Source organism: Xanthomonas melonis (genome assembly GCF_020783655.1).
Lineage (GTDB): Bacteria > Pseudomonadota > Gammaproteobacteria > Xanthomonadales > Xanthomonadaceae > Xanthomonas > Xanthomonas melonis.
This window is the reverse complement of record NZ_JAJGQH010000010.1, coordinates 194,820-214,298: the sequence shown is the minus strand read 5'-3', so window position 1 is coordinate 214,298 and position 19,479 is coordinate 194,820. Positions and strand designations below refer to the sequence as shown.

The following is a 19,479-nucleotide window of genomic DNA, read 5'->3' as shown; positions in this document are numbered from 1 at the left end:
TCACAGCGGCTAACTGGCGGGCTTAGGGAATGCGCTCCTGCCAATCCCGAATGCCCAATCCCAAATCACCGCCTCTCGAACACCGCAATGCTTTCCACATGCGCGGTGTGCGGGAACATGTCCATTGCCCCTGCCGATACCAGGGTAAAACCCTGCTCGTTGACCAGATAGCCGGCATCGCGTGCCAGCGAGCCCGGGTGGCAGCTGACATAGACGATGCGCTGGAAGCGCTTCAACGGCAACTGCTGCAGGACTTCCAGCGCGCCGGAGCGCGGCGGGTCCAGCAGCAGCTTGTCGAAGCCCTGCTTCATCCATGGTGCAGTGCGCTGGTCCTGGGTCAGGTCGGCTGCATGGAACTGCGCATTGTCCAGGCCGTTGCGCTGGGCGTTCTCCCTGGCGCGCGCCACCAGCCCGGCATCGCCCTCCACGCCCACCACCTCGCGCACCGTGCGTGCCAGCGGCAGGGTGAAGTTGCCCAGACCGCAGAACAGGTCGAGCACGCGATCCTCGGGGCCGGCGTCGAGCAGCGCCAGCGCATGGGCGATCATCTTCTGGTTGAGCGAGGCATTGACCTGGATGAAGTCCAGCGGCCGGAACGCCAGTTCGACATCCCACTGCGGCAGGCGGAACGCCAGCGGCACCTCGCGCGGCCACAGCGGATGCACGCTGTCCACGCCACCGGGCTGCAGGAAGATCGCAAAGCCGTGCGCTTGCGCGAACTCCACCCAGGCCTGCCGATCGCGCTCGCTGAGCGGCTGCATGTGCCGAATGGTCAGCGCCACCGCCTCGTCGCCGGCAATGAACTCGATCTGCGGGATATCGCGCTTGCCGTCCATGCCTTCGATCAGCGCCGCCAGCAGCGGGATCTTCTCGCCGATCTGCGGGATCACCGTGTAGCAGACCGACAGGTCGGCGACGAAGCGCGGATCCAGTTCGCGAAAACCGACCAGTGTCTTGTCCTTCTTCTCCACCCGCCGCACCGAGAAGCGTCCCTTGCGGCGGTAGCCCCAACTGTCGCCGACCAGCGCCGGCAGGACCGTCTGCGGGGCCACGTGCCCGATACGCTCCAGGTTGTCCATCAGCACACGCTGCTTGGCGACGATCTGCTGCGATTCCTCCAGGTGCTGCAGCACGCAGCCGGCACAGACGCCGAAGTGCGGGCAGCGCGGCGCCACCCGCTGCGGCGAAGCCTCCAGCACTTCCACGGTCCTGGCTTCGTCGAAATGGCGGCTGCGCGCGGTGGGCTCGGCACGCACCAGCTCACCCGGCAAGGCGCCGCTGATGAAGGTGACCTTGCCGCCCTCGCCGTCGCGACGGGCCACGCCGCGGCCGTCGTGGCTGAGGTCGGTGATGGCGGTCTGGAAGGGAGTACGGTCGAGGCGATTGCGGGTTCTGGCCACGTGGCGACAGGCTGCGGGCAAAAAGGGTGCGTATTGTCGCAGATGCGATCGGTGCAGGCCTCCCCGGGAGACGCGCCGATTGTCGCGCCTCGCAAACCCAGGCAAACTTCGCGGGCGCGCGGCGACTCAGGACGCGGCATCGCTGGCAAGGAGGCAGCATGAACATGGCAACCCGTCAGGAACCCCATCCACGCCTGCTGTTGGTGGAAGACGACCCGATCAGTCGAGGCTTCCTGCAGGCTGCGCTCGAAAGCCTTCCGGCCGTGGTGGATTGCGCCGACTCGCTGTCTTCGGCGCTGGACCGTGCCCGCGAACGCCGCCACGACCTATGGCTGATCGATGTGAACCTTCCCGACGGCACCGGCGGCGGCCTGCTGCGCGCGTTGCGCCTGCTGCATCCGGACGTGCCCGCGCTGGCGCATACCGCCGACGGTAACGCGGCCATGCAACATGCCCTGCAGTCCGACGGGTTCCTGGAAATGCTGGTCAAGCCGCTGGGCACCGAGCGCCTGCTGCAGGCGGTGCGCCGCGGGCTGGCACGCGGCCGTTACAGCGTCGCACCGGTCGGCGTATTGGATATCGCCGCCAGCGACTGGGACGAGGCGGCCGCGCTGAGCGCCCTCAATGGGCAGCAGCACCACCTCAAGGCCCTGCGCGAGCTGTTCCTGGCCGAGCTTCCCGGCACCCGCGATGCGGTGGAGTCGGCCTTGAAGATCAGCGACGACCAGGCCTTGCGCGACCAGCTGCACCGGCTGCAGGCCAGCTGCGGTTTCGTCGGTGCCGCACGGCTGGCCGGCGCAGTGCGCCTGCTGCGCGGCGATCCGCAGTCGCGCACCGCACAGACCCAGTTCCATGCAGCGGTGGCCGCGTTACTGCATTGAAGAGGGAGTCGTTGTCGCTTCGCCACGTGCCGATGGCCAGCGAAGGGCCTGTGCACTTCGGGTCACTCATAGGTAGCGCAACACCCTCGCAGCGGCGCTGCCGATCAGCGGTGCCGCGCCAAATCTTCGAGCATTTCCCAGGATTTCAGCGCGCGTCCATTCAAATGATGCAGCAGCACGCGACGCATGCTGCGACGCAGACCGGGCAGATCCTCGGCGCTGGGCATGCGGTCCTCGCCCAACGCGAGCAAGGCCGCGCCGGTGACGGTCTCGCGCCGGTCCTGCGCCATGCGTTCGCTCAATACCCGCATGGCGCCATCCTGCGGATCGAGCCGGTAGCGCGCCGCCGGATCGATCGGTTGCCCATCGCCATCGTGTTGCAGATCGAAACCGAATCCCAGCCCATCCAGGACATCGCGTTCGAAGCGGCGCAGCCCCCAGGCCAGCGGCAGCTCGGAGGCCAGATGCGCGCGCGCCTGCGCATAGCACGCATACAGCTCCGGGACGGCATCGTTGCGTGGCGCCAGGCGCAGCAGCAGCTCGCAGATGTAAAAGCCGGCCAGCATGCGTTCGCCGAACAGGCGCGGCGCAGTGTCCAACGCCTCGGCCTGGCGGAGTTGCGCGAGTTCGCCGCGTTGCACCGCGCTGAACTGGATCAACTGCAGCGGCTGCAGCGCCGCTCGCAAGGCCTGCTTGCGCGGACCTTGCACTCCGCGCGCCAGCACCCCGACCCGCCCATGCTGTTCGGTCAATACCTCCACCAGCAGACTGGTCTCGCGCCAGGCCCGCACGTGCAGGACGAAACCGCGCGCATGTTCGATCAGCATGCGGGGGGGAGCCGGGACCGGGGACCCGGGACCGGGGACCCGGGAAAAGCGCAGGATCGGCCGTCGACCTGCAACGCGGCGCGGCGATCGGGGGCCGAGCCAATGCCGTCAGCGCAGCATGCGAATCTGAAAAATGCGAAAAAACGTCTTCCCGGCAGTATGCCGACCAACTGCCTGACCCAGCTTTTCCCGAGTCCCCGGTCCCGGGTCCCGGGTCCCGGCCCTCCCGGCTTCATTCGTAGCCGAACGCCTTCAGCGCCGCCTCGTCGTCCGACCAGCCCTCGCGTACGCGCACCCAGGTTTCCAGGAACACCTTGGCACCGAACAGCCGCTCCATCTGCAGGCGCGCCTTGCCGCCGATCTCCTTCAGACGGGTGCCGCCCTTGCCGATCACGATCGCCTTCTGGCCTTCGCGCTCGACCCAGATCACCGCACCGATGCGCAGCAGCGCACCGTCCTCGGCAAACCGTTCGATTTCCACCGTGGTCGCATACGGCAGTTCTTCGCCGAGCTGGCGCATCAGCTGCTCGCGCACCAGTTCGCCGGCCAGAAAGCGCTGGCTGCGGTCGGTGATCTCGTCCTCGCCGAACATGGGTTCGGCCTCGGGCATCAGCTTGAGCAGATCGCTCACCAACGCCTCCAGGCCCTTGCGCTTGAGCGCCGAGACCGGATGCACCGCAGCGAACGTGCGTCCCTCGCTGATCTGCGCCAGGAACGGCAACAACGCAGACTTGTCCTTGAGCCGGTCGACCTTGTTGACCACCAGCACCACCGGCACGTCGGCATCGCTGAGCACGCGGAAGGCCAGCGTGTCTTCCTCGTCCCAACGCCCGGCCTCGATCACCAGCACCGCCGCGTCCACGCCTTCGAGCGAGCCGCGCGCCGCACGGTTCATCACCCGGTTCATCGCGCGCTTCTGCTCGCGATGCAGTCCGGGTGTGTCGACCAGCATCAGCTGCCCTTCCGGAAAGGTGGCAATGCCCAGCAACCGGTGGCGTGTGGTCTGCGGCCGGTTGGAGACGATGCTGACCTTGGCGCCCACCAGGGCGTTGGTCAGGGTGGATTTGCCGACGTTCGGCCGGCCGATCACGGCAACGCTGCCGCTACGCTGGGGGGTGGTTTCGCTCACGTATTGACATCCAGTTGTGCGATGACGGTGGCCGCGGCCTGTTGCTCGGCGAGACGGCGCGACGTGCCCTGGCCTTCGGCGCGGGCAAGAGGCTGTTCCAGCATGCAGGCGACATGGAACTGCTTGGCATGTTCGTCGCCGCTTTCGCTGATCAGCGCATAGGTCGGCAGGGGCAGCTGACGCGCCTGCAGCCATTCCTGCAGCCGGGTCTTGGGATCCTTCTCGGCCTTGCCGACCGGCAACGCCGCCAGCGAGGGCTCGAACCACGGCAGCACCACTGCACGACAACGCTCGAAGCCACAGTCGAGATAGATGGCCGCCACGATCGCCTCCACCGCATCGGCCAGGATCGAATCGCGGCGGTGTCCGCCGGATTTGAGTTCGCCCGGACCCAGCGTCAGCCGTTCGCCCAGATTGAGCGTGCGGCCGATCACCGCCAGCGCACCCTCGCGCACCAGTTCGGCGCGCGCGCGGGTGAGCGCGCCCTCGTCGGCCTTGGGCCAGCGCTGGTACAGCGCCTCGGCGATCAACAGGTTGACGATGCCGTCGCCGAGAAACTCCAACCGCTCGTTATGCGGCGTCCCGGCGCTGCGATGGCGCAGCGCCTGGGCGAGCAGACCCGGATCGGCGAACGCATGCCCGATCGGATCGCCACGCTGGAAGGTTCTATTCGACACCACGTCCGATCATGTCCTGCGACGTATCGAACTTGCCGACCACGTCGAGATTGCCGACCAGTTCGCGGCGCACCTCGTAGTTGACCTTCATCCGCCAGCCGCCATCGATGCGCTCGAACTTCACGTCCTCTTTCTTGACGTTTTCCGAGTAGTTGATGTACAGCCGGCGAAAGAACAGATCCTGCAACTTGGACGGATCCATGTTGGCGCTGCCGGCCTCGTTGGCCAGGCCCTTCATCGCCGTGCGGACGGAGTAGTACTCCTGGTACATCGGAAACAGCTTCATCCCGATGTACAGGCCGAACCCCACCACCGCCAGCACCACCACGAACGACGTCAACGTCATACCGCTTTGCTTGCGCTTCATTGTGCTTCCCCCGGCACGCCGTGCGTGCAGTTACTGGATTCCGGTTCCGATCCGCGACGGATCGAAACTCCCCTTGCAGAACCACCCTTCGCAATTGAGCCAGATCAGGAACGCCTTGCCGCGCAGGTTGGCTTCCGGCAGGAAATGCGTCTGGGTCCAGAACCGGCTGTCCTCGCTGTTGTCGCGATTGTCCCCCATCACGAAATAGCTGTCTGCCGGCACCGTCCAGTCGCCCTGGCCGGCCGGCATGTTGCGGTCCACCCACTCCAACACGGTGTGGGTGCGGCCCGGCAGGTCCTCGACCAGCAGCGTGGTGCCGGTCATTTCGGAACCCTTGCCCTTGCCGATGTACTCGCCCTTGACCGTATAGCGCATGGGCTTGTCGTTGATGTACAGCGTATCGCCGTGGAAGCCGATCTTGTCGCCCGGCAGGCCGACCACCCGCTTGATCCAGTTCTGGTCCGGCGCGTGCGGCGGCTTGAACACCACCACGTCGCCGCGCTTGGGCTCGCCGGTGGAAATGAACTTGGTATTGGTGATCGGCAGACGGAAGCCGTAGGCGAACTTGTTGACCAGGATGAAATCGCCGATCAGCAGATTGGGCATCATCGAGCTGGACGGAATCTTGTACGGCTCGGCCACGAAGCTGCGCAGGATCAGCACCACCGCCAGTACCGGGAAGAAGGCGCGCGAGTAGTCGATGATCGCCGGCTCGCTGTCCAGCAGGCCGGCGCGCGCGGCGCGGCGCTTGGCCAGGAACAGCTTGTCCAGCAGCCAGACGAAGCCGGTACCCAGGGTCAGCACAACCAGGACGATTTCAAACCATTTCATTGATGTTCCTTCGGAACGGGATTCGGGATTGGAGATTGGGGATTCGCAATAGCAGGAAGGCGGACGAGCCGTTACCAATCCCGAATGACGAATCCCGAATCCCTGCTACTTATCCATCTGCAGGACCGCCAGGAAGGCTTCCTGCGGAATCTCCACGCGGCCGACCTGCTTCATGCGCTTCTTGCCTTCCTTCTGCTTCTCCAGCAGCTTCTTCTTGCGCGAGACGTCGCCACCATAGCACTTGGCCAGCACGTTCTTGCGCATCGCCTTGACCGTGGAACGCGAGATGATCTGCGATCCGATCGCGGCCTGGATCGCCACATCGAACATCTGCCGCGGGATCAGATCCTTCATCTTTTCGCACAGTTCGCGGCCGCGCCGGTCGGCATGACTGCGGTGCACGATCAGCGACAAGGCATCGACCTTGTCGCCGTTGATCAGCACGTCCACGCGCACGAACGGGCCAGCGTCGAAACGCACGAAGTGGTAATCCAGCGAGGCATAGCCACGGCTGACCGACTTGAGCTTGTCGAAGAAATCCAGCACCACCTCGGCCATCGGCAGCTCGTAGCTGATCTGCACCTGGCTACCCAGGTAGTTGATGCCGATCTGGGTGCCGCGCTTTTCCTCGCACAGCTTGATGATGTTGCCGATGTACTCCTCGGGAGTGAGCACGTTGGCACGGATGATCGGCTCGCGAATCTCGTCCACCAGGTTCAACTGCGGCAGCTTGGCCGGGTTGTCCATGTTGATGACCGAGCCATCGGTCTTGAGCACTTCGTACACCACGGTCGGTGCGGTGCTGATCAGGTCCAGGTTGTACTCGCGCTCCAGGCGCTCCTGCACGATCTCCATGTGCAGCATGCCCAGGAAGCCGCAGCGGAAGCCGAAGCCCATCGCCTCGGAACTTTCCGGCTCGAAGCGCAGCGCCGCATCGTTCAACCGCAGCTTGTCCAGGGCTTCGCGCAGGTCCGGGTAATCCTCGGCATCGACCGGGAACAGGCCGGCGAACACGCGCGGCTGCATCTCCTGGAAGCCGGGCAGCGCATGCGGTGCGGGATCGGCGGCCAGGGTCAGCGTGTCGCCGACCGGCGCACCGTGCACGTCCTTGATCGAGGCGTTGATCCAGCCCACTTCGCCGGCGCCCAGTGCAGCCAGCTCCTTGCGCTTGGGAGTGAACACGCCGACCTTGTCGACTAGGTGGGTGCGCCCGGTGGACATCACCAGGATCTTGCTGCCCGGCTTGATCTCGCCCTGCATCACCCGCACCAGCGAGACCACGCCCAGGTAGTTGTCGAACCAGGAATCGATGATCAGCGCCTGCAGCTTGTCGGTATCGCGCGGGGTCGGTGGCGGGATGCGATGCACGATCGCCTCCAGCACCAGATCGATGTTCAGACCGGTCTTGGCACTGACCGCGACCGCGTCTTCGGCATCGATGCCGATCACCGCTTCGATCTCGGCCTTGGCGCGGTCGACATCGGCGGTGGGCAGGTCGATCTTGTTGAGTACCGGCACCACTTCCAGGCCCTGCTCCACTGCGGTGTAGCAGTTGGCCACCGACTGCGCTTCCACGCCCTGCGCGGCATCGACCACCAGCAACGCGCCTTCGCAGGCGGCCAGCGAGCGGCTGACTTCGTAGGAGAAGTCCACATGCCCGGGGGTGTCGATGAAGTTCAGGTGGTAGGTCTGCCCGTCCTTGGCCGTGTACGGCAGGGACACCGACTGCGCCTTGATGGTGATGCCGCGTTCGCGCTCGATCGGGTTGGAGTCCAGCACCTGGGCCTCCATCTCGCGTGCCTGCAGGCCGCCACACAGCTGGATGATCCGGTCGGCCAGGGTGGATTTACCGTGGTCGACATGGGCGATGATGGAAAAATTGCGGATGTTCCGCATTGAATCAGGGGACATTGAGGTGGGCGCCGGCGCAGCCGTCGTCAGGGTAACGCGGCATTATCGCATGCTTTGGTGCAGGGATTAGGGAGTCGGAATTGGGGATTCGAAACGGCAGAGCAAAGACAGGCACCCGCGAGCGGGAGCCTGCCCTTGCCAATCCCGAATCACCAATGACGAATCCCGGCCTCCCTCACCCGCCGGCCTTCAGGGCCACATAACTGGTGGCCTTGCCGTCGGTGACCAGCAGCATGACCACGTCGCCCTTCTTGTAACTGGACAGCGCGCGGTTGAGTTCGGCGACACTGCCGACCTTGGTCCGGCCGACCCGGGCGATGACCAGGCCCGGCGATAGCGGCGGCTGGGTGCTGCGCGCCGCCGCGCCGGTCACCGCCGCGATGCGCACGCCCTCGCCTGCCTCCAGGCCCAGGCGGCCGCGCTCGGCAGCGGTCAGGTCGGCCACCTGCAGGCCGAGCAAGGCCACGCTGGCCGGGGCCTCCGGCTTGTCGTCGGCGGCGGCACTGCGCGGCGCGGCGCTGTCGCTGCCGTCCTGCAATGGCGCCAGGGTCACGCTGATCTGGCGCGGCTTGCCGTCGCGCAGCACCTCCAGGGCGACCTTGGTCCCCGGCGCCATCAGCCCGATCATCGGCGGCAGATCGCTGGCGACATCGATCGGCTTGCCGTTGACCGAGCGGATCACATCGCCCACCTCGATGCCGGCCTTGGCCGCCGGGCTACCGGCCGGGATATCGTTGACCAGCGCACCGCGGGTGTCCGGCAGGCCCAGGCCCTGCGCCTTGAGCGAATCGATCGGGCCGACCGCCACGCCCAGCATGCCGCGGCTGACCCGGCCGGTGGCCTTGATCTGCTCGGCCGCGCTGAAGGCCAGGTCGATCGGGATCGCAAAACTGATCCCCATGTAGCCACCGGAGGCGGAGAAGATCTGCGAATTGATGCCGACCACCTCGCCACGGGTGTTGAGCAGCGGGCCGCCCGAGTTGCCCTGATTGATCGCCACGTCGGTCTGGATGAAGGGCACGTAGCGCTGATCGGCATACGGGTTGCTGCGGCCGGTGGCGCTGACGATGCCGGCGGTCACCGAGTGATCCAGGCCGAACGGCGAGCCGATCGCCACCACCCATTGGCCCGGTTTGAGCGTATTGGAATCGCCCAGACGCACGGTGGGCAGGCCCTTGGCCTCGATCTTCAGCAGCGCCACGTCGAACTGTTCGTCGCTGCCCACCACCTTGGCCTTGAACTCGCGGCGGTCGGTCAGCTTGACGGTGACCTCGCTGGCGCCATCGACCACGTGATGATTGGTCAGCACATAGCCATCGGCAGAAATGATGAAGCCCGAGCCCATCGACTTGCCGGCGATGCCGCCATCGTCATCGCCGCCGCCCGGCCCCTGACGCGGGCCGCCGGGCATCTGGAAATCCGGGCCAAAGAAGCGCCTGAAGAACTCCGGCATCTGCTCGTCGTCGGGCATCGCACCGCCGCCACGGCCACCCGGGCCACTGCGCTGCTGCCGCGCCATCGCGTCCTTGCGGGTGATGGTGGTTTCGATATTGACCACGCCCGGGCCCACCTGCTCGACCAGATTGGTGAAATCCGGCAAGCCCGCCACCAGCTGCGGCGCCGGGGTGGTGCTGCGGTTGGCGGCGATCGGCGCGCTGGCCTTGGACGCGGGCGCCGGCGCGGTTTGCTGGGCGCAAGCGGCCAGCGGCAGGGTCATGGCGAGCAGGCCGAACATCTGGGTACGGATGCGGTGATTCATCGAGTTGCCTCCGATGGCAGGGCGACAGGAACCGGAACCCGTGCAACCGCACGGGTCCGACAAGGTAACGGGAGGGAGGGCGCCGAGTGGATGAAGATCGGCCGCCGGATCAGCGTTGCGGGCCCTGCGCCGGCGATGGCTGGCTCGGTGCTGGAGCCCGGACCGCCTGCGGCGCTGGTTCGAACGGATAGAACGCCGGGCCCTGACGACTCTGGCTGAAGCTGGCATTGAGCGGGCTGTCGGCAGCGCCGGACAGCGCCGCGCGTGGCCAGGGTCGCGCCTGCAGGGTGGTATCCGGGTGCGTGAACGGGTTGGACGACGCCACCGGGCTGGCCGCCGGCGCCGTCGCGGCGGCGGACGCCACCATCACGGCCGGCGCCTGCTGCTGGCGCGCTGCCGCACTGCGTGCCGCCTGCTGATTGCGGGTCGCGGCGCCGCGGCGCGTGGACGCCAACGCAGCGGCCGGCACCGCAGCGACCAGCGCACCGCCGTCGCCGGGATTGGCGGGAGCGGGCGCTGCAGGCGTCTTCGGCGCGATGGACGGCTGGGCTGCTGCAGGCATCTGTGCAGCGGTGGCGTACACCGGCACCTCGGTCACCGATGGAGCCGGGTCGGGCAGGCGTTCGCGCGCCATGAACATCGCGATCGCCGCGACCGAGGCAGCGATCGCCGCGCCGCCGCCCCAGCGCCAGCGTGCGGCCGCGCGCGGCGCCGGCTGTGGCTGCGGTGCAGGCTCGTCGGCAATCGCGCTGCGTACACGCGCCGCGAAATCCAGCGGCGCCGGCGCACTGGCGGCGCCGCGCAGCACGTCGCCGCACAGTTGCCAGCGCTCCTGGCAGCCGGCCAGTTCCTCGTCGTGGGCCAGCCTGCGCAGCAGGAAGCGCGATTCGTCGGCACTCAATTCGCCGTCGACCAACGCAGACAGCTGCTGGCGATAGTGAAGCTCGAACTTGTCAGTGGTGGACATGTCGGCGTTATGGCTCATACACGGTGTCGCTCACGGGTAGCGCTTTCGGTCTCCAGCAGAGGCCGCAGCTCGTTGTCGATGGCCTCGCGCGCCCGGAAGATGCGCGAACGCACCGTTCCGATCGGGCAATCCATCTTTCGCGCGATGTCCTCGTAGCTCAGGCCGTCCACCTCGCGCAGGGTGATGGCCGCCCGAAGTTCTTCCGGCAGGGCTTGGACCGCACGCATCACCGTTTGTTCCAGCTCCTGTCGCATCAATTCGCGCTCCGGGGTATCGGTATCGCGCAACCGCGTCGCCCCATCGAACTGCTCGGCATCGCCGATCTCGATATCGTCGGTGGGCGGCCGGCGGTTGTGCGCGACCAGATGGTTCTTGGCAGTGTTGACGGCAATGCGGTGCAGCCATGTATAGAACTGGGCGTCGCCGCGGAAACTGTTGATCGCGCGATACGCGCGCACAAAGGTGTCCTGGGCCACGTCCTGGCATTCGCTCCAGTCGGCGATGTAGCGCCCGATCAGGGCGACGATGCGATGCTGGTACTTGCGCACCAGCACATCGAACGCCGCGCTCTCGCCGCGCTGCACGCGCCGGACCAGTTCCAGATCCAGCTCCTGAGGTGTATCGACTTCGGCCATGCTGGGCCGCACTCCTGTCAGCCCACCGAAGTCGGGCAATGAGACCGCCGTTGAAGAGGAAAGTTCATACCGATCCGTACGATCGTCACGCATCAGGGTAGCGATGCCGATGCGCCGCTGGCGACGCCTCGCCGAAGCGCGCGCCGCCCCTGTCGACAGGTATGGGTATTTGACGTGAAGGAAACAACCTCTGGATGATAACGACCTTTCCTTACTATCGCCGGACGGCCAGACGCATGCTTCCAGGTTTCGACGGGCTCCGATTCAGCCACTGGCAGGCCGACCTGCGCGAGGACGGCGTGCTCGTGCTCAGCCTCGATCGCCAGGGTGCCGCAGTCAACGCATTTTCGCAGGACGTGCTGCTCGAGCTGGGCGCGCTGGTCGAGCGCTTGGCGCTGGATCCGCCCAAGGGCGTGGTGCTGCGCTCGGGCAAGGCCAATGGCTTCATCGCCGGCGCGGACCTGAAGGAATTCCAGGAATTCGACCGCAGGGGTACCGTCAACGACGCCATCCACCGCGGCCAGCAGGTGTTCCAGAAGCTGGCAGAACTGCCCTGCCCCACGGTCGCCGCCATCCATGGCTTCTGCATGGGCGGCGGTACCGAGATCGCGCTGGCGTGCCGCTACCGGGTGGCCTCCGACGACGGCAGCACCCGCATCGGCCTGCCAGAGACCAAGCTCGGCATCTTTCCCGGCTGGGGTGGCAGCGCCCGCTTGCCGCGCCTGATCGGCGCACCGGCGGCGATGGACCTGATGCTGACCGGCCGCAGCGTGTCGGCCAAGGCCGCACGTGCGATGGGCCTGGTGGACAGGGTCGCCGCCCCCGCCGTGCTGGTGGACGTGGCCGCCGCGCTGGCGCTGGCCGGGACCGCCCGCCCGCTCAAGCAACGCGCCACCGCCTGGGCCACCAATACCCTGCTCGCGCGCAAGCTGCTGGCACCGCAGATGCGCAAGCAGGTCGCACGCAAGGCGCGCAAGGAGCATTACCCAGCGCCGTATGCCCTGATCAACGTGTGGGAACGCGCGGGAGGCAGTGGTATCCACGCGCGCCTGGCCGCCGAACGCAAGGCGGTGGTCAAGCTCGCCAGCACCCCGGCCGCGCGCAACCTGATCCGCATTTTCTTCCTCACCGAGCGGCTGAAGGCGCTGGGCGGCAAGGACGCTGGCGGCGGCGCGGCGACGCCGATCCGTCATGTGCATGTGATCGGTGCCGGCGTGATGGGCGGCGATATCGCGGCATGGGCCGCCTACAAGGGCTTCGAGGTCACCTTGCAGGATCGCGAGCAGCGCTTCATCGACACCGCACTGACGCGTGGCGGCGAGCTGTTCGCCAAGCGGGTCAAGGACGAGGCCAAGCGCCCGGCGGTGGCCGCTCGCCTGCGCGGTGACCTGGCCGGTGCAGGCGTGGCGCAGGCGGATCTGGTGATCGAGGCGATCATCGAGAACCCGCAGGCCAAGCGCGAGCTGTACCAGTCGATCGAGCCGCAGCTCAAGCCGGACGCCGTACTGACCACCAATACCTCGTCGATCCCGCTGACCGAGCTGCGCGGCCATCTGCTGCGCCCGGCGCAGTTCGCCGGCCTGCACTATTTCAACCCGGTGGCGATGATGCCGTTGGTGGAAATCGTGCAGCACGACGGGCTGGATCCGGCCAACGTGGCGCGCCTGGCGGCCTTCTGCAAGGCGCTGGACAAGTTTCCGGTGCCGGTGGCGGGCACGCCGGGCTTCCTGGTCAACCGCGTGCTGTTTCCGTACCTGCTGGAAGCGGCCACCGCCTACGCCGAAGGCATTCCCGGCCCGGTGCTGGACAGGACCGCGGTCAAGTTCGGCATGCCGATGGGGCCGATGGAACTGATCGACACCGTGGGCCTGGACGTGTCCGCAGGTGTCGGCGCGGAGCTGGCGCCGTTCCTGCACCTGCCGATTCCGGCGGCGCTGGCGACGGTGGAAGCGGGCAAACGTGGCAAGAAGGATGGCCAGGGGCTGTACAAGTGGGAGAACGGGCGTGCGGTCAAGCCCGAGGTTCCCAGCGGCTACGCCGTGCCGGCCGATCTGGAGGACCGCCTGATCCTGCCGCTGCTCAACGAAGCGGTCGCCTGCCTGCACGACGGCGTGGTGGCCGATGCGGACCTGCTCGACGCCGGCGTCATCTTCGGTACCGGCTTTGCGCCGTTCCGCGGCGGCCCGATCCAGTACATCCGCAGTGCCGGCGCCGATGCGCTGCTGGCGCGCCTGCAGGCGCTGCACGCGCGCTACGGCGAGCGCTTCGCGCCGCGCCCGGGCTGGGACTCGGCAGTGCTGCGCGAGCCGGTGGCGTGAATCCGGACCCGATCCTATTTTGTGACTGATCGAATGCAGCGAGGCCGCCGACTGGCGGCCTTGCTGCTTCTGAGCAGCCCGTTCAGAGCGGCCAACAGCACGGAGCGCGTCGTCGCTGGGCGAGTGTGGACGGTGCGGAGGAATCGCAATGTGCGAGCGATGTGTGCCGATTCCGGGCACCGGCCGCGCCCGCCTGACGGTGAGCGCAGTCGTTCTGTCAGCCGCTCTCGGCGGCGCTTGGCACGGGGCGTTGTCGCAGCCGCGGTGGCGTGGATGGATCGACACCCGCCGGGCGGTCGGTGCCGACACCGGAAACGCATCGGTGCATCAATGCCGGTGACGATGCCCCGTGTGCCCATGATCGTGGTGGGCGTGATGCGCGGCCGCCTGCACGGACGCCGGGCTCCCGCAAGGATGCGTACCGCAGTCGCCGCTTTCCACCTGCAGGGTCACGTGGTCGATGTCGAAGCGTTCGTGCAGCAGCGCGGCGAGCGCATCGCGCAGCTGGTCGCGGTCGACGGACTCGCCCACCACCACGTGCGCGGTGAGAGCAGGCGTACTGGACGCCAGTGCCCAGACATGCAGGTCGTGCACGTCGTCGACCCCCGGGTAGCCGGCCAGTGCCTGCCGTACCTGCGCCAGATCGATGCCCTTGGGGACGCCCTCGAGCAGCACATTGATCGCCTCGCGCAGCAGCACCCAGGTACGCGGCAGCACCCATAGGCCGATCAGCACCGCAAGCACCGGGTCGATCCAGTGCCAGCCGGTCCAGCGGATCAGCAGGGCGCCGATGATCACCGCCACCGAGCCGAGCATGTCGCTCCACACTTCCAGGTAGGCGCCCTTGACGTTGAGGCTTTCGCCGCTGCCGGCATGCAACAGCTTCATCGCGATCAGGTTGATCACCAGGCCCAGCCCGGCGATCAGCAGCATGCCGTTGGAGGAGATGTCCTGCGGTGCGCGGAAGCGTTGCGCGGCCTCCCACAGAATGTAAGCGCCGACCGCGAACAGCAAGGCGCCATTGGCCAGCGCGCCCAGCGCTTCCAGCCGCACATAGCCGTAGGTGCGGCGCGCGTCCGCGGGGCGCCGGCTCAGCCGCACCGCGAGCAGCGCGATCATCAACCCGAGCGTATCCGTCGCCATGTGCGCCGCGTCGGACAGCAGCGCCAGGCTGTTGCTGACGAACGCACCGATCACTTCGGCCACCAGGAACGTCGCCGTCAGGCCTAGCGCCCACCATAGCGGTGTTTCGTGGCGAATCTCGCTGGGGGCGTGGTTGTGGTCGTGTCCCATGCTGTGCGGCCTCGTGCAATGCGCGCACCTTAAGCACGCGCGTCTGCGGAGACTATTACACGCAAGCGTAATGAGATCACATCACCCGGCACGTCGAGCGCGCGCCGAACCCTGCGCGGCGGCCACCGTTCGCACACCACGACCACGTGCATGCTTCGACGCGCCGGGTGTACCGCATCCGCGTGCAGCAGGCGGGGCACCGGCAGATTCAAGGCTGCCGCCGCCAGGTCGGCGGTACCCGCACCGATGTTGCAGCGTCGGCCGCAGCGCCTGTCTGCAGACAGACGCGCTTTGTGCCCTGCCCTACACCTTGGCCACGAGCTTGACCACGCTGGAAAAATCCAGCGCACCGTTGCCGGCCTGACTGTTCATCGCATACAGGTTGCGCGCCAGCTCACCCAGCGGAATCGAGACTCCGGCCTGCACTGCCGATTCGGCCACCAAGCCCAGATCCTTGAGCATCAGATCGTTGCCGAAGCCGCCGCTGTAGCCGCGCGAGGCCGGCGCATTGGGCAGTACGCCCGGCCACGGATTGCACACCTCGGTGGCCCAGCTACGGCCGGTGCTGACCGCCATCATCTGCGACAGCACCGCCGGATCCAGACCCTGCGCCACGCCCAGCGCCAATGCTTCGCCGGTGGCGGCCATGATCACGCCCAGCGCCATGTTGTTGCACAGCTTGGCCACCTGGCCGGCACCGTTGGCGCCGACGTGGAAGATGTTTTTGCCCATCGCCTGCAGCACCGGGCGTGCACGCTCCAGCGCGTCGGCCGCGCCACCGACGATGAAGGTCAGCGTACCGGCGGCGGCGCCCGCAGTGCCGCCGGAGACCGGTGCATCCAGCATTGCCAGCCCACGCGCACCTGCGGCCTCGGCCACCCTGCGCGCCGACACTGGCGCGATGGTGCTGCAATCGATGACCAGCGCGCCGGCGGGAATCTGCGCCAGGATGCCGCCATCGCCCAGGTACAGGCCTTCCACATGGCGGCTGGCCGGCAGCATCGAGATGACGATCTCGGCATCGGCCAGGGTGTCGTGCGCCGAGCTGGCGGCATGCGCGCCAGCGGCCGCGGCGGCGTCCAGCGCGGCGGGCACCAGATCGAAGACCCGCAACTGGTGTCCGGCCTTGCCCAGGTTCGCGGCCATCGGGCCACCCATGTTGCCCAGGCCGATAAAGGCGATCTTGCTCATCGTGTCGATCTCCAGGTTGGAGCATTCATCGGAAGAAAAGTGGATCCCGTCGCGGCAAGCAGTGACTACCTGGACACACGCGCGCATCCCGGATCGTGCCGACCCGAGCGGTGCCGTATGTCGCCATGCCTAGCGCGCGCCCAGCTCGGCCAGCGGATGCCGATCCGCAGGCCAGGGAGCCTCGAAGAACCCTGCTGCCCACGCCGCGTCGGCCTCCGCCAGCGATGCCGGCTGCCAGTGCGGCTGACGGTCCTTGTCGATCAGCAAGGCGCGGATGCCTTCGGCGAAATCGCCGTGCGCGGCAGCGTGCAGCGCCACCACGTATTCGGTACGGAACGTCTCGGCCAGCGAGGTCGTGCCGGGATGACGTTGCAGTTCCCAGGCCAGACGTGCCGAGCCTGGCGCACCCGCGGCCAGGGTGGTGCGCGCGGCCTGCAACCAGGCATCTCCGCTTTGCAAGGCATCGATGGCGGCGACGACCTGTTCCACGGTGTCGCCAGCGACCAGTTGCGCGATCAATGCCGCATGCAGCTGCAGCGGACCCGGTTCCAACGGCTGTGCGATCCCCTGCAGGAACATGCTCAGCTGTGCGCGGTCTTCTTGCGCATCGCCGCTCCATGCATGCGCGCTCAATGCGTCCAGCACGGCCGGGTACTGCGCGTGTTCCAGCTGTACATCGGCCAGCCCGGCATGGATGGCATCGCTGGCGTTGAGCGGCGCGCCGGTCAATGCCAGGAACAGCCCGGCGCCGTGCGGCACGCGACGCAGCAGCCAGCTGCCGCCCACGTCCGGGAACAGGCCGACCGTGATCTCGGGCATGGCCAGACGCGAGCGCTCGGTGACCACACGATGGCTGGCGCCGGACATCAGGCCGATGCCGCCGCCCATCACGATGCCGTGGCCCCAGCACAGCACCGGTTTGGGGTAGGTATGGATGCGGTAATCCAGCCGATACTCTTCTTCGAAGAACGCGGCGGCATGCGCATTGTCCTGCGGTCTGGCGCGGCGCTGCGCGGCGTCGGGCACCGCGTCGCGATGCGCACGCATGCTTTGGTAAAGCCCATGCAGATCGCCACCGGCGCACAAGGCCTTTTCGCCGGCGCCGCGCAATACCACGCAGGCCACCTGCGCATCGTCGGCCCATGCCCGCAGCTGTGCGTCCAGCAGCCGCGTCATTTCCAGCGACAATCCGTTGAGAGTTCTGGGTGCATTCAAGGTGGCGATGCCGATGCGGTGCCCATCGGCGCAGTCGCGCAGCTCGAACAGCACCGGCGCAGCATCGTCGGCTGCAGTGGCCGCCCCAACCATCAGCGGCTGCTCCACTGCGGTGCGCGCTTGCCCAGGAAGGCGGCCACGCCTTCGGCCTGGTCGGCCTGCTCGAACAGGTCCACGAACGCCTCGCGCTCGGCAACCAGGGCCGCGGCATGCGTGCCACTGCGGGTGGCCTGCACCAGGCGCTTGCACGCGGCCACACTGATCGGACTCTGCTTGCCGGCACGGTGCGCCCAGGCGATCGCCAGCGCGCGCGCTTCGCCCTGGCCTACCACCTCTTCCACCAATCCGATGCGCTGCGCGGTGGCGGCGTCGATCCGCTCGCCAAGCAGGATCATGCGCTTGGTCCAGCCCTCTCCGACCAGCCGCGGCAGGTTCTGGGTGCCGCCGGCACAGGGCAGCAGTCCGACGCTGGCTTCCGGCAAGGCCAGCTGTGCGTGCTGCTCGGCAATACGCAGATCGCAGGCCAGCGCGCATTCCAGGCCGCCGCCCATTGCGTAGCCGTTGATCGCGGCGATCGACACCCCGCGAAAGGCGCTCAAGGCCTCGAATGCCTCGCCGAAGCGACGCGCGGCCTCGCGTGCATTGGCCTTGTCGCCATCGGCGAACTGTTTGAGGTCGGCGCCGGCACTGAAGAACTTCTCGCCTTCGCCGGTGATCACCAGCGCGTAGACGCTGCGGTCGGCATCCAGTGCGCGCACCAGCTCGCGCAAGGCGGCCAGGCTGTGCACGGTCCAGGTATTAGCGGGTGGATTGCTCAGGGTGACGATGGCCACATGACCATCGCGCTCGACCTGCAGGCCGGTGTGGACGCGTCCTTCCCAATCGCTCATCGCAGTTGCTCCTCACTATTGAGCAGATGGCGCGCCACGATCATGCGCATCACCTCGTTGGTGCCTTCCAGGATGCGATGCACGCGGCTGTCGCGCAGCAATCGCTCGATCGGATACTCGCGGATATAGCCGTAGCCGCCGTGGATCTGCAACGCCTCGTCGCAGATCGCGAAGCCGGCGTCGGTGGCGAAACGCTTGGCCATCGCGCACCACACGGTGGCATCGTGGCTGCCGGCATCGAGCTTGCGCGCGGCGGTGTGCACCATCTGCCGCGCTGCGACCAGCTGCGTGGCCATGTCGGCCAGCTTGAACTGCAGCGCCTGGAAATCGGCCAGCTTCCTGCCGAACTGGCGGCGCTCGCCCATGTAGCGGCGCGCGGCATCCAGCGCGCCCTGCGCCGCGCCCAGCGAGCAGGCGGCGATATTGATACGGCCGCCGTCCAGTGCCTTCATCGCCAGTTTGAAGCCTTCGCCCTCCTTGCCGAGCAGGTTGCCGGCCGGGATGCGCACATCGGCGAAGGTCACGCCGCGCGTGGGCTGGCTGTTCCAGCCCATCTTCTCTTCCTTGCGGCCATAGCTGATGCCCAGCGCATCGGCCGGCACCACGAATGCACTGATGCCGCGTGCGCCGTCCTCGCCGGTACGCGCCATCACCACCAGCACATCGGTGGCGCCCGCACCGGAAATGAAGGCCTTGCTGCCATTGAGCACATAGCTGTCGCCGTCGCGCTGCGCGCGCGTCTTCAGCGACGCTGCGTCCGAGCCGCTGCCCGGTTCGGTCAGGCAGTACGAGCCCAACCTGGCGCCGCTGGTCATCGCCTCGCCCCACTGCGCGCGTACCGCCTCGCTGCCGTAGCTGGCAATCAGCCAGGTGGCCATGTTGTGGATGCTGATGAAGGCCGAGGTGGACGGATCGACCGTAGCGAGTTCTTCGAACACCACTGCCGCATCGAGCCGGCGCATGCCCAGGCCGCCGACGCCTTCGTCGGTGTACATGCCACAGAACCCCAGCTCGGCGGCCTTGGCGATGGCCTCGCGCGGGAAGTGGCCTTCCGCGTCCCATTGCGCCGCATGCGGAGCCAGTTCCTTGTCGGCGAAGTCGCGCGCCGCGGCACGAAACGCTTCCTGCTCGTCGTTCAGATCGGCTGCGTTGGGATGTAACTGGATGGCTGCATTCATGGCGATCGGG

Annotated in this window: 17 protein-coding genes; 2 read left to right on the top strand and 15 right to left on the bottom strand. The window is 67.3% G+C overall.

Annotated elements, in window-relative coordinates; translation table 11 throughout:
* Nucleotides 1-65: 65 nt before the first annotated feature.
* Nucleotides 66-1,400 (bottom strand): 23S rRNA (uracil(1939)-C(5))-methyltransferase RlmD, encoded by a 1,335-nt coding sequence (rlmD, locus tag LL964_RS12095; protein ID WP_104584175.1) that lies wholly within the window; start codon nucleotides 1,398-1,400, stop codon nucleotides 66-68.
* Between the two features lie 158 nt (nucleotides 1,401-1,558).
* On the opposite strand from rlmD, the gene LL964_RS12090 reads away from it, so the two are divergent.
* A complete protein-coding gene (locus LL964_RS12090) occupies nucleotides 1,559-2,281 on the top strand; it encodes an Hpt domain-containing response regulator (protein ID WP_104584177.1) in 723 nt (240 codons plus the stop codon).
* 104 nt (nucleotides 2,282-2,385) lie between these two features.
* On the opposite strand, the gene recO is transcribed toward LL964_RS12090, so the two are convergent.
* From recO to rpoE, 9 genes are all read right to left on the bottom strand, one after another.
* Nucleotides 2,386-3,108, bottom strand: coding sequence for a DNA repair protein RecO (gene recO / locus LL964_RS12085; RefSeq protein ID WP_104584179.1), 723 nt, complete (start codon nucleotides 3,106-3,108; stop codon nucleotides 2,386-2,388).
* A 232-nt stretch (nucleotides 3,109-3,340) separates the two neighbouring features.
* On the bottom strand, nucleotides 3,341-4,237 hold the full coding sequence (gene era, locus LL964_RS12080; RefSeq protein ID WP_104584181.1) for a GTPase Era: 897 nt from the start codon (nucleotides 4,235-4,237) through the stop codon (nucleotides 3,341-3,343).
* A complete protein-coding gene (gene rnc, locus LL964_RS12075; protein ID WP_104585496.1) occupies nucleotides 4,234-4,914 on the bottom strand; it encodes a ribonuclease III in 681 nt (226 codons plus the stop codon). The genes era and rnc overlap by 4 nt, the downstream gene beginning before the upstream one ends.
* Entirely contained in the window at nucleotides 4,904-5,311 is a 408-nt protein-coding gene (locus tag LL964_RS12070) for a DUF4845 domain-containing protein (protein WP_104584183.1), read from the bottom strand. The genes rnc and LL964_RS12070 overlap by 11 nt, the downstream gene beginning before the upstream one ends.
* Entirely contained in the window at nucleotides 5,312-6,112 is an 801-nt protein-coding gene (lepB, locus tag LL964_RS12065; protein ID WP_104584185.1) for a signal peptidase I, read from the bottom strand.
* Nucleotides 6,113-6,217: 105 nt separating this feature from the next.
* On the bottom strand, nucleotides 6,218-8,008 hold the full coding sequence (lepA, locus tag LL964_RS12060; RefSeq protein WP_167395157.1) for a translation elongation factor 4: 1,791 nt from the start codon (nucleotides 8,006-8,008) through the stop codon (nucleotides 6,218-6,220).
* A 190-nt stretch (nucleotides 8,009-8,198) separates the two neighbouring features.
* Nucleotides 8,199-9,782: a DegQ family serine endoprotease gene (locus LL964_RS12055; RefSeq protein ID WP_104584189.1), complete on the bottom strand. Its 1,584-nt coding sequence runs from the start codon at nucleotides 9,780-9,782 to the stop codon at nucleotides 8,199-8,201.
* Between the two features lie 109 nt (nucleotides 9,783-9,891).
* Complete coding sequence (locus LL964_RS12050; protein WP_104584191.1) at nucleotides 9,892-10,767, bottom strand: sigma-E factor negative regulatory protein; 876 nt, start codon at nucleotides 10,765-10,767, stop codon at nucleotides 9,892-9,894.
* Entirely contained in the window at nucleotides 10,764-11,384 is a 621-nt protein-coding gene (rpoE, locus tag LL964_RS12045; RefSeq protein WP_104584193.1) for an RNA polymerase sigma factor RpoE, read from the bottom strand. Before rpoE ends, LL964_RS12050 begins: the two co-directional genes overlap by 4 nt.
* Before the next feature lie 236 nt (nucleotides 11,385-11,620).
* Here rpoE and LL964_RS12040 point away from each other — a divergent pair, with 236 nt between their 5' ends.
* Nucleotides 11,621-13,702, top strand: coding sequence for a 3-hydroxyacyl-CoA dehydrogenase NAD-binding domain-containing protein (locus tag LL964_RS12040; protein ID WP_104584195.1), 2,082 nt, complete (start codon nucleotides 11,621-11,623; stop codon nucleotides 13,700-13,702).
* A 327-nt stretch (nucleotides 13,703-14,029) separates the two neighbouring features.
* Here the strand turns inward: LL964_RS12040 and LL964_RS12035 are convergent, their stop codons facing one another.
* From LL964_RS12035 to LL964_RS12015, 5 genes are all read right to left on the bottom strand, one after another.
* Entirely contained in the window at nucleotides 14,030-14,995 is a 966-nt protein-coding gene (locus tag LL964_RS12035; RefSeq protein WP_104584197.1) for a cation diffusion facilitator family transporter, read from the bottom strand.
* A 303-nt stretch (nucleotides 14,996-15,298) separates the two neighbouring features.
* Entirely contained in the window at nucleotides 15,299-16,201 is a 903-nt protein-coding gene (gene mmsB, locus LL964_RS12030) for a 3-hydroxyisobutyrate dehydrogenase (RefSeq protein WP_208621382.1), read from the bottom strand.
* A gap of 114 nt (nucleotides 16,202-16,315) precedes the next feature.
* Entirely contained in the window at nucleotides 16,316-17,509 is a 1,194-nt protein-coding gene (locus LL964_RS12025) for an enoyl-CoA hydratase/isomerase family protein (protein ID WP_208621370.1), read from the bottom strand.
* Nucleotides 17,494-18,291: an enoyl-CoA hydratase gene (locus tag LL964_RS12020; protein WP_104584201.1), complete on the bottom strand. Its 798-nt coding sequence runs from the start codon at nucleotides 18,289-18,291 to the stop codon at nucleotides 17,494-17,496. The genes LL964_RS12025 and LL964_RS12020 overlap by 16 nt, the downstream gene beginning before the upstream one ends.
* On the bottom strand, nucleotides 18,288-19,469 hold the full coding sequence (locus LL964_RS12015) for an acyl-CoA dehydrogenase family protein (RefSeq protein ID WP_104584203.1): 1,182 nt from the start codon (nucleotides 19,467-19,469) through the stop codon (nucleotides 18,288-18,290). Before LL964_RS12015 ends, LL964_RS12020 begins: the two co-directional genes overlap by 4 nt.
* Nucleotides 19,470-19,479: the final 10 nt, after the last annotated feature.